The 11774-nt window shown below is 64.1% G+C and carries 13 protein-coding genes; 6 read left to right on the top strand and 7 right to left on the bottom strand.

Annotated features, from left to right (window positions below):
* The first annotated feature begins 83 nt into the window (after window positions 1-83).
* Window positions 84-2093, top strand: a complete 2010-nt coding sequence (locus SO139_RS43690; protein WP_449380426.1) for a HAMP domain-containing methyl-accepting chemotaxis protein — start codon at window positions 84-86, stop codon at window positions 2091-2093.
* Window positions 2094-2160: 67 nt separating this feature from the next.
* Here SO139_RS43690 and SO139_RS43695 read toward each other — a convergent pair whose 3' ends face one another.
* The 3 genes from SO139_RS43695 to SO139_RS43705 all read right to left on the bottom strand — a co-directional run bounded on the left by SO139_RS43695 (window position 2161) and on the right by SO139_RS43705 (window position 4609).
* Window positions 2161-2841 (bottom strand): glutathione S-transferase family protein, encoded by a 681-nt coding sequence (locus SO139_RS43695; protein ID WP_449380425.1) that lies wholly within the window; start codon window positions 2839-2841, stop codon window positions 2161-2163.
* Window positions 2842-2974: 133 nt separating this feature from the next.
* Window positions 2975-3301 carry a hypothetical protein gene (locus SO139_RS43700; RefSeq protein ID WP_449380424.1) on the bottom strand — a complete coding sequence of 109 codons (327 nt, stop codon included), beginning with the start codon at window positions 3299-3301 and terminating at the stop codon, window positions 2975-2977.
* 177 nt (window positions 3302-3478) lie between these two features.
* Window positions 3479-4609 carry a site-specific DNA-methyltransferase gene (locus tag SO139_RS43705; RefSeq protein ID WP_449380423.1) on the bottom strand — a complete coding sequence of 377 codons (1131 nt, stop codon included), beginning with the start codon at window positions 4607-4609 and terminating at the stop codon, window positions 3479-3481.
* Window positions 4610-5016: 407 nt separating this feature from the next.
* On the opposite strand from SO139_RS43705, the gene ypfJ reads away from it, so the two are divergent.
* Window positions 5017-5967, top strand: coding sequence for a KPN_02809 family neutral zinc metallopeptidase (ypfJ, locus tag SO139_RS43710; RefSeq protein ID WP_449380422.1), 951 nt, complete (start codon window positions 5017-5019; stop codon window positions 5965-5967).
* Between the two features lie 164 nt (window positions 5968-6131).
* A complete protein-coding gene (gene moaB / locus SO139_RS43715) occupies window positions 6132-6695 on the top strand; it encodes a molybdenum cofactor biosynthesis protein B (protein ID WP_498541982.1) in 564 nt (187 codons plus the stop codon).
* A gap of 107 nt (window positions 6696-6802) precedes the next feature.
* Here the strand turns inward: moaB and SO139_RS43720 are convergent, their stop codons facing one another.
* The gene (locus SO139_RS43720; protein WP_449380420.1) at window positions 6803-7066 is read right to left on the bottom strand and encodes a hypothetical protein; all 264 of its coding nucleotides are present in this window, start codon (window positions 7064-7066) and stop codon (window positions 6803-6805) included.
* A gap of 294 nt (window positions 7067-7360) precedes the next feature.
* Here SO139_RS43720 and SO139_RS43725 point away from each other — a divergent pair, with 294 nt between their 5' ends.
* Window positions 7361-7798, top strand: coding sequence for a hypothetical protein (locus SO139_RS43725; RefSeq protein WP_449380419.1), 438 nt, complete (start codon window positions 7361-7363; stop codon window positions 7796-7798).
* 40 nt (window positions 7799-7838) lie between these two features.
* Here SO139_RS43725 and SO139_RS43730 read toward each other — a convergent pair whose 3' ends face one another.
* The 3 genes from SO139_RS43730 to SO139_RS43740 form a co-directional block, all read right to left on the bottom strand.
* Entirely contained in the window at window positions 7839-7979 is a 141-nt protein-coding gene (locus SO139_RS43730) for a hypothetical protein (protein WP_449380418.1), read from the bottom strand.
* Complete coding sequence (locus SO139_RS43735) at window positions 7979-8959, bottom strand: bifunctional helix-turn-helix transcriptional regulator/GNAT family N-acetyltransferase (RefSeq protein ID WP_449380417.1); 981 nt, start codon at window positions 8957-8959, stop codon at window positions 7979-7981. The genes SO139_RS43730 and SO139_RS43735 overlap by 1 nt, the downstream gene beginning before the upstream one ends.
* A gap of 61 nt (window positions 8960-9020) precedes the next feature.
* Window positions 9021-9596, bottom strand: coding sequence for a glycosyltransferase family protein (locus SO139_RS43740; RefSeq protein WP_449380416.1), 576 nt, complete (start codon window positions 9594-9596; stop codon window positions 9021-9023).
* A 228-nt stretch (window positions 9597-9824) separates the two neighbouring features.
* Here SO139_RS43740 and SO139_RS43745 point away from each other — a divergent pair, with 228 nt between their 5' ends.
* Together SO139_RS43745 and SO139_RS43750 are read left to right on the top strand one after the other, a co-directional pair.
* Window positions 9825-10664 (top strand): RMD1 family protein, encoded by an 840-nt coding sequence (locus tag SO139_RS43745; RefSeq protein ID WP_498541983.1) that lies wholly within the window; start codon window positions 9825-9827, stop codon window positions 10662-10664.
* 165 nt (window positions 10665-10829) lie between these two features.
* A complete protein-coding gene (locus SO139_RS43750; protein WP_449380414.1) occupies window positions 10830-11684 on the top strand; it encodes an adenylate/guanylate cyclase domain-containing protein in 855 nt (284 codons plus the stop codon).
* The last annotated feature ends 90 nt before the right edge of the window (window positions 11685-11774 follow it).

The following is an 11774-nucleotide window of genomic DNA, read 5'->3' on the forward strand; positions in this document are numbered from 1 at the left end:
GTCTCGCGGCGGAGCACGAGTCGCCGGGCGATTTCAGGTTCGTCCGGCTGCCCCGCGTCTCTTGCTAGGGGTGGACAGAGGAAATGGCGGGCGTTCGTTTGAAGATCAGGGGGCGTCTCTACGCCGGCTTCGCAGCTCTGGTGGCGGTCGGCCTGATCATGGCCGCAGTCGCGGTCTGGAATCTGTGGGCCGTCCAGGACCAGGTCTCAAAGGCGTCGGCTCTCTCGGACAGCACGGCGCGGGTCCTGGAAATATCGGGCCATCTGCAGGCGATCCAGCGGGCCAACCTTCGCTACATTCATGATGGGAACGAGCCGTCTCTCAAGGAGGCTGGCGACCGCGAGGCCGCGGCGACCCAGCTGCTTCAGGTGGGAGCAAAACAGACACTCTCCGAGGAGCGGCGAAAGCTCTACAACGATCTCGCCAGCGATATCGCAAAGATGCGGACCCTGCGCGACGATCTGGGCGATGCCGTCAACGAGATGAGGACGGGCAGGGCGACCCTGTTGCCGGGTGGTGACGATCTGGCCGCCAAGACCGCCAAGCTGGTCATCGCTGCGCGCATCTCCCACGATGCCGACGTCGCAGCCGCGGTCGCGGATCTCGAATCCAAGATCGTTCTTGTCCGGATTGCGAACTGGCGCTTCCTGGCCTTGCGCGACAGCAAGGGGGCTTCTGCCTTCAGGACGAGCGTGGAGAATACGCAACAAAAACTCGACGCGCTCGAGAGTGCTGCGCTGCCCGAGGCGGTCCGGTCCGCGATCGCACCGGTGAAGGCCTCGCTGACGATCAACAAGAACGCCTTCGAGACGACATCCGCCGCGATGCTCAAGTCGGACGACATCTACAGCAACAACCTCGCGCCCCTGATCGTCCGAAGCATCGACAAGCTCAAGGTCGCGGAAAGCGGATTGAAGACGGAAAATCAGGCATCGCGCGCAGCGGCCGAGGGTGTCATCGCGAGCACGACGTCGATCCAGGAGGCGGCCGGCGCCCTGGCCCTCCTGTTCGGCTGCATCGTCGCCTTCCTGATCGCCCGCAGCATCGTCGGACCACTCACCTCGATGACGCGCGCGATGGGATCGCTAGCCGGCGGCGACCTTGGGATCGAGATCCCCGGACGGGGCAATCGCGACGAGATCGGCGACATGGCGAAAGCGATCCATGTCTTCAAGGACAATATGATCGAGACCGAGCGCCTGCGCGCCGAGCAGAAGGAGCTCGAGGCGCGTCAGGCCGAGCAGCGCAAGGCCGGCATGGTCGAGCTCGCCGACCAGTTCGAGCAGGCGGTGGGCGAGATCGTGGAGGCGGTTTCATCGGCGTCGGGCGAGCTGGAAGCGTCGGCCGGCACGCTGACCACGACCGCCTCGCGCGCCCAGGATTTGTCAACGGAGGTCGCAGCCGCCTCGCAGGAAGCCTCCACCAACGTGCAGGCTGTTGCGTCGGCGACCGAGGAGCTCTCCTCGTCCGTGGGCGAGATCGCACGCCAGGTGCAGGAATCGGCACGCATCGCCAATGAAGCCGTGGCGCAGGCGGGCAGGACGAACGAGCGGGTCGGTGAGCTCTCGAAGGCGGCCGCCCGGATCGGCGACGTCGTCGAGCTGATCAGCACGATCGCCGGCCAGACCAACCTTCTGGCGCTGAACGCCACCATCGAGGCCGCGCGTGCGGGCGAAGCCGGCCGCGGCTTTGCCGTCGTCGCCACGGAGGTCAAGGCATTGGCCGAGCAGACCGCGAAGGCGACCGGCGAAATCGCCCAGCAGGTGTCCGGCATCCAGGCGGCGACCGAGGAGTCGGTCGGCTCGATCCGGGAGATCGGCGGCACCATCGAGCGGCTGTCGGAAATTTCAGCAGCGGTCGCGGCCGCGGTGGAAGAGCAGGGCGCGGCGACGCAGGAGATCTCGCGCAACGTTCAGCATGCGGCGCGCGGAACGCAGCGCGTCTCGACCAATATCGGCGACGTGCAGCGCGGCGCCTCGGAGACCGGCTCGGCGTCCTCGCAGGTGCTGGCGTCCGCCAAGTCGTTGTCGGCGGACAGCAGCAGGCTGAAGCTCGAGCTCGCCAAGTTCCTGAACTCGGTGCACGCCGCCTGATCGTCGGTAGCTGCGCCTCGCGAACACTGGGCCGCGCTTTGGATGCGCGACCCGGGACGACAGGCGGTCAGGCCACCTTTGTCTTCATGTGCTTGAACATGTTGTCGCGAGCCTCGTCGTCCATCACGGTCTTGAAGGTGAACTTGTCCTTCAGCGCGATGGCGCGCGCCGCTGCGGGCCGCGCCGATATCTCGTCGACGAGACGCTTGACGTTCGGGTATTTGCCAGGTGCGTCCTCGCCGAGCACGAAGGCGGCCATGCGTGCCCAGCCCCACAGCGCCATGTCGACGATCGAGTAGCTGTCACCGACCATGTAGCGGTGCTTTGCCAGATGGTCGTCGAGGATCTGGTAGTGGCGGTGGCCTTCGTACTGATAGCGGTTGTGCGCGTAGTCCTGGTCCTTCGGCGAGAAGTGCCTGAAGTGCACGGCCTGTCCTGAATAGGGGCCAAGGCCGGTGGCGATGAACATCAGCCATGACAGGGTCTGCGCACGGACGGCGGGCGCGGGCAGGAATTTGCCGGTCTTCTCGGCGAGATAGAGCAGGATGGCGTTCGAGTCGAACACGATTGAGCCGTCATCGTCGATCGCCGGCACCTTGGCGTTGGGATTGATCTTGAGGAATTCGGGCGTGAACTGCTCGCCCTTGCGGGTGTCGACCGCGACCGGCTCGAACGGCAAGGCGGACTCTTCCAGATAAAGCGCGACCTTGGTCGGGTTCGGCGAGCCGTTGAAGTAGAATTTGAGCATCGAAAAGTCTCCCCGGTCCTTTGTGAGCCGAGATCGGACGCAGCATCATTGCCGCCGGCGGCCCTCTCTTGCCCGAACCCTTGCGGCAAGCACAAGTGACGAGTTCGTGGATGGAGCCTGCACGCCGTGCAGGTCAGCCGACGTAGAGGAAGCCGAGGATCGCGACGATGATCACGCCGAGACCCGCAGCTTCCACACGGTGCGCAAGGCGCGTCGCGGCATGCACGTCGGAGGCCCGCGCGGCGCGCTCGGAGCCCTTGGGATAACCGTGGACGATGACGTCGTGATTGAAGGTGTCATGAGCCTCGTTGCCGCTGGCAAGCCCGACGCAGATCAGCAGCACGCCGAACAAGGCGAGTCCGGCAAAGCCCAAAAGTCCGATCATCAACATCGGAAACATGCCGATCAGGAAGATCGGCAGCAGCGGCAAGAACAGCAATGTCTCGGACTGTCGTCGCATGGCCCGACCGGTCAAGACTGGAAGCCGATATTGAATGTAGTCCCGGGGGCTTGGCCGTTCAAGTCTTCCAGTCATTCCGGGGCGCGCGTCAGCGCGAACCCGGAACCTGGAGATTACGGCGCGAGATTGCGGGTTCTCGCTTCGCGAGCCCGGGAATGACGAAAAGGTGAAGCAGGGCTACTCCGCGGCCATGCCGGAGCGGATTTCGGCGCGCAGCTCGTCGATCAGCTTGAGGCCCTGCTTGGTCTCGACGTGCCAGTAGGTCCAGCCGTTGCAGGCGGCCGAGCCCTGCGCCACCGCGCCGATGCGGTGGATCGAGCCGACCTTGTCGCCCAGCATGATGGCGCCGTCGGCGCGCACGAGCGCGCCGAGCTTCTTCTTGGCGTCGAACAGCTTCGTGCCGGGCATGATCATGCCGCGCTCGATCAGCTCGGAGAACGCCACACGCGGCGCCTCGCGTGCGGTCATGAACGGTGCGAGACTCGCTTCCGGCAGTGGCTCGACAGCGGCGATACGCTCCTCGGCGGCTTCTGCGTAGGTTCGCTCGCGCTCGAAGCCGATGTAGCTGCGGCCGAGCCGTTTTGCGACGGCGCCGGTGGTGCCGGTGCCGTTGAAGGGATCGATGACGAGATCGCCGGGCTTGGACGACGACAGCAGCACGCGCGCCAGCAGGCCTTCCGGCTTCTGCGTCGGGTGAACCTTCTTGCCGTCGGCGCCCTTGAGGCGTTCCTCGCCGGTGCACAGCGGGATCAGCCAGTCGGAGCGCGCCTGCACGTCCTCGTTGGCCGCCTTGAGCGCTTCGTAATTGAAGGTGTAGCCCTTGGCCTTCTCGTCACGCGCGGCCCAGATCATGGTCTCGTGCGCGTTGGTGAAGCGGCGGCCGCGGAAATTCGGCATCGGATTGGACTTGCGCCACACGATGTCGTTCAGGAGCCAGAAGCCGAGATCCTGCATGATCGCGCCGACGCGGAAGATGTTGTGATAGGAGCCGATCACCCAGATCGTCGCCGACGGCTTCATCGCGCGGCGCGCGGCGAGCAGCCAGGCGCGGGTGAAATCGTCATAGGCGGAAAACGAATCGAACTTGTCCCAGGCGTCGTTGACGGCATCGACATGGGATTCGTCGGGGCGCTTGAGATCGCCCTTGAGCTGGAGATTGTAGGGCGGATCTGCGAACACCAGATCGACGCTACCAGCCTGAAGCTTCGACATCTCGGCGACGCAATCGCCGACGATGATGCGATGCGATGCGGACTCAAAATTTGTGCGGGGCGCCTTTGCAGACGCCCCGCGACGCGACACTACCATGACTCAAGAACTCTGACTCAGGCGACGCTGTCGGCGACGCGGGACCAAACAACCGACTGGCCGTTACATTGACCGCGCAAAGTAAAAAACGACTTAACTCGCATCTTCTCGAGATTGCTTCGACATCGCGGATCGCGCGTGGGAAGATGCGCGGATCACTCGTGTTTTGCAGCATATTTCGCGTTCGCACTGCTGCGATCGCCTCGTTCGGGCTAAACTTTCTTCTCGGAAAAAATTGCTGCTCCTCCGGAAAAAATTGCAGCCGTCGGCAACGCGCCGCACTAGGCAATTTTTGCCGAGCAGGATATTGATTAACAGAACGGAAATTTTACGTTTGTGACGCGGGTAGGTCTTGCGCTGTTGCGTGCCCCCCGCGGATGCAATCAGGGACTCAAAGGGAAGCCGCCATGCGTTACGATGATTTTCGCCGCAGCGACGACATCGAGGATCGTCGCGACGAAGGTGGTGGTGGGTTTGGCGGTGGCGGCGGCGGTGGGTTCGGTCTGCCGATGGGCGGCGGCGGCCTCGGCATCGGCACCATCATCGTGCTCGGCCTGCTCGGCTATGCCTTCGGCATCGATCCGCGCATCCTGATCGGAGGCGCCGAGATCCTGACCGGCGGTGGCCAGGCACCGAGCTACCAGACCGATCGCCAGGCCTCGGGCGGGCAGGTGAAGCGCGGCGCGCCGACCGACGAGATGGGCAGCATGATCTCCGGCATCCTGGGCGAGATCGACGATCGCTGGAGCGAGATCTTCCAGGCCAGCGGCCAGTCCTACACCGGTCCCAAGATCGTGCTGTTCCGCAACGCCACCAATGGCGGCCGCTGCGGCATGGCGCAGTCGGCGATGGGCCCCTTCTACTGCCCGCCTGACAAGACCATCTTCCTCGACACCGGCTTCTTTCGCGAGGTCGAGACACGCTTCCGCGGCTGCTCCGGCAAGTCCGCCTGTAATTTCACGACTGCCTACATCATCGCCCACGAGGCCGGCCATCACATCCAGAATCTGCTCGGCATCATTCCGCGCGTGACCCGATTGCAGCAGCAGGCCGGCAGCAAGGCCGAGTCCAACGCGCTCCAGGTGAAGGTGGAATTGCAGGCCGACTGCCTGTCCGGCGTCTGGGTCAACCGCGAGGCGAAGAAGCGTCCGAACTTCCTCGAACCGGGCGACATCGACGCGGCGCTGACCACGGCGAGCGCCATCGGCGACGACACGCTGCAACGCCAGGCCACGGGCCGTGTCGTGCCCGACTCCTTCACCCACGGTTCGGCCGAGCAGCGCAAGCGCTGGTTCATGACCGGCTATCAGCAAGGCACGGTCCAGGCCTGCAACACGTTTGGCGGCGGATCGTTGTAGTTGGAAGAGTTCGTGCCCCGGACGCTGCGCAGCATGAAATGCTGCGCTGCTGATCCGGGGCCCAGAATGCCGGTCCCACAGAGGTATCTTAGAAACGGGTCCCCCGGCTCTGCGGCGCATCGCTGACGCGCTGCACCGCGTCCGGGACACGAGAGGAAAGCGCAATGTCCTCCATCGATGAGACAAAGCAGTTCATCCCGCTCAACATCGCGGTGCTCACCGTCTCCGACACCCGCGCGCTCGCCGATGACAAGTCCGGCCAGACTCTCGCGGATCGCATCAGCGCTGCCGGCCATCATCTCGCCGCCCGCGAGATCGTCACCGACGACGTCGAGGCGATCCGCGCCGTCATCCGCGGCTGGATCGCGGACGCCGGTGTCGACGTCGTCATCACCACCGGCGGCACCGGCTTCACCGGACGCGACGTCACGCCGGAGGCGATCGAGCCGCTGTTCGAGAAGCGGATGGATGGCTTCTCGATCGCGTTTCACATGATGAGCCATGCCAAGATCGGCACGTCGACGATCCAGAGCCGCGCCACCGCGGGCGTTGCGGGCGCGACCTACATCTTCTGCCTGCCAGGCTCGCCCGGCGCCTGCCGCGACGGCTGGGACGGCATCCTCGCCGCCCAACTCGACTATCGCACGCGCCCCTGCAACTTCGTCGAGATCATGCCGCGCCTCGACGAGCATTTGCGCCGACCGAAGGCGCAAGGCGCGACGGTTTAGTTGTGCGCGAAAAGCGTTGAACGATCAAATGCTCGGCGGATCAGTATCCGCCGAGTGTCAGGAGTAGCTGGTGCTGCCACGGACTCGTGAGCCGCAAAACAGGTCCTTTACCGCCGCACTCCAACGCGATTGACTCCCCCATTCAAATTGCCGCCGACGTTATGACGGACCGCAGCACGCGCCACTGGCCGAGGCCGGAGCACGACGCCCGCCCTTGCAACGCAACCGGCTGGATATTCGACGTACTGGCAGTACACGACCGCGCTCGCCGGTGATGGATTGAGCGTGAGACCTGCAAGCCCCAACATGGCGCTGGCGGCGAGCCCGGCAACTGTCACTGATCCAAACGAAAGAAGGTTTCTCTGGTGCATGGTGATCCTCCGCGCTTGCGCACAGTAAGTGTCGCGAGCCGCCCAGGGTGCGGCGGGACCCAACGTGAAGATCGGACGATGGGCGGACGTTGACGTAGATCAACATTGTAAACGAAGCAGGTTTCCAAGCCCCCGGCACAAACTGCGCAGGCTGCTTTGCTGCTGCAATTGCGCGCGACGGCAATGCGCTTCGCATGCGACCTTCCGTCGCCCCGCACCACGACTTGATTTAGATCAAGCGCCACACGCCCAACTTGTCGAGCCTGTACGCCGCAGGGGGGCGTGGATCGTCGCATGCCCCTGACCCGCTACTTTGCGTTCGTTGGCATCATTCTGCTCGCGCTGCTGTTCATCGCTGACGCCTGCATGCCGATATTGCCGATTCTCGAGAGGGCCGATTCAAATCGCATTGCGATCCGTATCCACTCGGAGCTGAAATTGCCGGAGCGCGTGGTTTACGACACCAGTCTTCCGACCATCCTTCCCTCACAGACCGCGAACGCAGCGAGCAGTACGCAAAATTCGGCGATCGCGCGCGAAGCGATTCCAGTCAGGACACGCGAGGCGTTGGCGCAGTTGCAGCCGTCCGATACGGCGCGCCCCCGCGCTTCGGAGACGAAAACGCGAGGGACCAGACCGCCACACCAGCGCAAAGCCGCAAGGCGACGCGCGCCGCCATACGAGTTCATGATGGCACGGCAGGCGCATTTTGGCTGGTTTGGCATCTGGTAGGGATGTGACGCGATGGCCGGGTTCTGAAGCAATGTCCTTGCTAGCTCTTCCGTGTCATCGACAACCACACCACGCGCCATAGCTCCCGGCAGGCGTCGCGGCGCAGGCGTCGCGCGCGGCGTTTGTAGAGATCGACCAGCTCTGCCGTGACGCGGCGCGACAATTGGTGCCGCTCGCGCATCAGAGGTCGCGCTCCCAGGTTTCGCCGGTCAAATTCTGTCCGAAGCTGCGATGCGGCTCGCTCGCGACCAGCTTGAATCCAGCGTCCTGGTAGATCTTGCGCGCGCCGACCAGAATGCTTTGCGTCCACAGCGTCATCCGCCGATAGCCGCAGGCGCGCGCGAAGGAGACGCATTCGGCGACCAGCCGCTGGCCGAGGCCGCGGCCGCGCGCGACGGGATCGAGCAGCAGGAGACGCAGCTTTGCGACGTCGTCGCTCGCCTTCACCAAAAACACCGAGCCGACCGGGCGGCCCTCGATGTCGGCGATCCAGCAGCGCTCGCGCGATGCGTCGTAGGAGGTCATGTATTTCGCGACGATCTCCGCGACGAGGGCCTCGAAGCCCGAGTCAAATCCATATTCGCTCGCATAGAGCGCGCCGTGGCTCTGCACGACCCAGCCCATGTCGCCAGGACGTGGATCGCGCAGGATTGCCGGCGCCGGCTCGGCGCGCGGCATGGCGAGCAACCGCTCGACCGTGTCCATCGCACCCGTCAGCCGTTTGCGATCGGTCTCGGTGAGCGGCCGCAGCATTGCGGCGACGTCCTCTTGCGACGAGCGCTCGAGCCTGGCGAAGGCCTGGCGCCCCTTCGCGGTCAGGCTCAACTGATACTGCCGCCGGTCGGTCGGAAGCGGCTTGCGCGCGATCAGGCCGGCTTCGTCGAAGTTCTGCACGATGCGGCTGAGATAGCCGGGGTCGAGCCCAAGCTCGATGCCGATCTCCTTGGCCGAGCGCTCGCCGCCATGGGCGAGCTCGTAAAGCACGCGCGCTTCGCTGAGGGAGAAGGGCGTCTTCAGCAATTGCTGGTCGAGCACGCCGAGCTTGCGGGTGTAGAACCGGTTGAAGGCGCGAACCGCCTCCACCTGGTCGTCGGACACCGGTCCGGCCGAACCGCCCGAGGGCGCGCTTGATGACAGACTGGACGACGTATTGGGCGACATGGGCACCTCCAATACTTGCCATTGTCAATTAATTAATTGCCTTTGGCAAGTATCTTCTGGTTCACGCCATGCTGACGATCTTGCTCCGCAACAGCGTCCGGGACGAGCGTCCGAGCCGCCGCAGCAGCCGCGCCTCGGAGCGGCGGGCCTGGGGCGGGTAGCCGCCGATCCGGTCGTAATGATCGCGCGCGATCAGGAGCCCCTGATCGCCAAAGGGCCCCACGATCTTCCGCGCCACGAAGCGGATGACGTCGCGCAGGCCGGTATCTGCGTAGGGCGAACGCGCATAGCGGAACACGGCCGCGCGGTCGCGTCCGCTGGCCGAGACGGTCTGAATGAACTGCGTGGTCTCTTCGATCCAGCCGGTCTCGAGCACGGCACCGGCATGCAGGAACATCAGCCAGGGCGAACGCGCCTGCAGCGCACCGGCGGCAAGCGCCGCGCCTTGCGAGGAGCCTTCGTAGCCGATGAAGCGGCAGCCGGCGACGTCGGCGACGCGCTCGATCACGCCGTTGCGCGTGCCGTCGACGAGCAGCACTTCCTTGATCAGGCCGGCGGCAGCACCCGGCACCAGTGAGGCCAGGGTGGCGACCGCTGACCGCTCGACGCCTTCCGTCGGTATGATGACGCTCAACATGATGGAGGCTTCAGTTGTCTCAAGGGACAGCGCAAGTGTTATACGGTATAACCATGGCCTTGCGCCCCGTGCAACGTTTTGCGCGGCCGTTGATGCGGCCGCGCCGCTGGATGGTAAACCGTGCAGCCGGCCCCAGCCAAGCCTGTCGCACGCAGGCCGTAATACTGCGGAATATATCTGCAGCTGCGCGCCGACTGCGTGCAACCTGATTTCACAGCGGAGACTCGCGTGAACGCCGATCAACTCGCTGTTGGTACGACTGCAACATCACCTCGGCAGGACGCCGCACCTGCATTGCGGATTCGTGCCGTGATGCTGGGCGACCGCATCAGTGCGGCGGGCCTGGAGATCGGAACGCTGGTATCGTCGACGCCGGTCGCGTTCCGCGTCCATGCCGGGCTCGCCGTGATCTTCCGCTACGGCGTCGTGGTGCTGATCGGCCTCTTGCCCTCCGAAGAGAAGGTCTTGATCGACACGTTGAAGCCGCGCGTGACCGGCGAGTTCAGCCCCTACGAGGAGGAGACCGCGCAGGCGCAGCTCTGCAACGACGAGAACGCCGAGGTGATCCAGCCGGGCGGACCGATCTGCCTCAGCAAATTCTCCGAGGACCGCCTGCTCCTGATCGCAGATGCGCTCGCCAAGAGCACCGCGCTCGCCCGCGACGAGCGCCGTGTCGCCGCCGTCTTCGACGTCATCGAGCCGTTTGCGCGCGAGCTTGCTCAGCGTGGCCGCACGCCGCGCCGTCGCAAGGGAATCCTGCAACTGATCGGCAACGCGCTGCTGGTGCAGCAGCGCGTCGCGGGCCGCGTCGCCGTCGCCGAGAAGCCCGACGTGCTCTGGGAGAAACCCGGGCTCGACCGCCTCTACTCGCGGCTCGAGGACGAGTATGAATTGAAAGAACGTCTCGATACGCTCGAGCGCAAGCTTGCCGCGATTTCCGGGACCGCAAACGCGCTGACGGATATCATCGACACGCAGCGTTCACTACGCCTCGAAGTGGCTGTGGTGGTGCTGATCGTGATCGAGGTCGTGATCGGCTGCATCCAGATCATCGCCGGAACTCACTAGGCCAGGGCACGTAGTCATATTTCGGTCGTATCTGCTTTGCTCCAAATAGCGATGACTTTTGTGCAGGCGCAGCAAATGACGCGATGGCCATGAACGGCCATTTGACCGCCGTGGCACCAGACGATGCCTGGTGCATTTGGCGGTCAGTGAGATACCATATGGTCGATGACTGACGGCAAGGTGAAACGGCGGCTGACCACTGTCCTGTGCGCGGATGTGCACGGGTATTCTCGCCTGATGGGAGCAGACGAAGCGGGAACGCTGGAGATGCTGCGCCGCTGCCGCACTGCCATTGCAGGATTGGTGGAGCGTCACGACGGGCGGATTGTGAATACTTGGGGCGACGCCGTGATCGCCGAGTTCGCCAGCGTTGTCGAGGCCGTGCAATGTGCGGTCGAAATTCAACAGGAAGTTTCCAATCAGAATTCGGTCCCACCGCCTCACGCGCCCCAGATGCGATTTCGCATCGGCGTCAATCTAGGTGACGTGATGGTGGATGGTTCCGACATTTTTGGCGACGGGGTCAACATCGCGGCGCGGCTGCAAGAACTCGCCGAGCCCGGTGGCGTCATGGTCTCGGCTTCCGTCTACGATCAGGTGCACAACAAACTATCTCTTGGCTTTGACTGTCTCGGCCAGCAACAGATGAAGAACGTGGCCCCCATAACCACCTATCGGGTGACCGTTGGTGGCGGAGCCGTTGGGCGAGGTAGCGCAAGCCCTGCTCCTCAGGTTGGAGCAGCTGCAGGCCCGGAAGCTGGCGCTCAAACGATTCGCGGCCGATACGAGCCGTCCAACTGGATGAGCTCCATCGCGGATCGGTGGGCGATCCTGCCTCGCCCCATTGCAGCAATCCTCACAGTTTCGTGTTTTCTGATTCTGATCAACATTTTCACCGGTCTGCACAGGATCTGGTTTCATTGGCCAGTTGCAGTGCTGCTTTTCATTGGCGCCCTGCGGACGCTCCGGCATGGACCTGCGTCGGACGGAAATGAGGGACGGCGGAGGACTCGCGACTAATCTCATCGCGCGTTAATCTTACTGTGTCATAAAATCATCCGCACGGTACGTCTTTGGATGAGAGCAGTACAGCACGGACATCGTCGCAGG

This window comes from Bradyrhizobium sp. UFLA05-89, assembly GCF_059803475.1.

Bases quoted from the DNA above. Each gene is read 5' to 3' on its own strand.
- SO139_RS43700 (WP_449380424.1), bottom strand. From the start codon at position 3,301: ATGCGACGACAGTCCGAGACATTGCTGTTCTTGCCGCTGCTGCCGATC.
- SO139_RS43730 (WP_449380418.1), bottom strand. From the start codon at position 7,979: ATGCGCGAGCGGCACCAATTGTCGCGCCGCGTCACGGCAGAGCTGGTC.
- ypfJ (WP_449380422.1), top strand. From the start codon at position 5,017: ATGCGTTACGATGATTTTCGCCGCAGCGACGACATCGAGGATCGTCGC.
- SO139_RS43695 (WP_449380425.1), bottom strand. From the start codon at position 2,841: ATGCTCAAATTCTACTTCAACGGCTCGCCGAACCCGACCAAGGTCGCG.
- SO139_RS43690 (WP_449380426.1), top strand. From the start codon at position 84: ATGGCGGGCGTTCGTTTGAAGATCAGGGGGCGTCTCTACGCCGGCTTC.
- SO139_RS43740 (WP_449380416.1), bottom strand. From the start codon at position 9,596: ATGTTGAGCGTCATCATACCGACGGAAGGCGTCGAGCGGTCAGCGGTC.
- SO139_RS43725 (WP_449380419.1), top strand. From the start codon at position 7,361: ATGCCCCTGACCCGCTACTTTGCGTTCGTTGGCATCATTCTGCTCGCG.
- SO139_RS43720 (WP_449380420.1), bottom strand. From the start codon at position 7,066: ATGCACCAGAGAAACCTTCTTTCGTTTGGATCAGTGACAGTTGCCGGG.
- SO139_RS43705 (WP_449380423.1), bottom strand. From the start codon at position 4,609: ATGGTAGTGTCGCGTCGCGGGGCGTCTGCAAAGGCGCCCCGCACAAAT.
- SO139_RS43735 (WP_449380417.1), bottom strand. From the start codon at position 8,959: ATGTCGCCCAATACGTCGTCCAGTCTGTCATCAAGCGCGCCCTCGGGC.
- SO139_RS43750 (WP_449380414.1), top strand. From the start codon at position 10,830: ATGACTGACGGCAAGGTGAAACGGCGGCTGACCACTGTCCTGTGCGCG.
- moaB (WP_498541982.1), top strand. From the start codon at position 6,132: ATGTCCTCCATCGATGAGACAAAGCAGTTCATCCCGCTCAACATCGCG.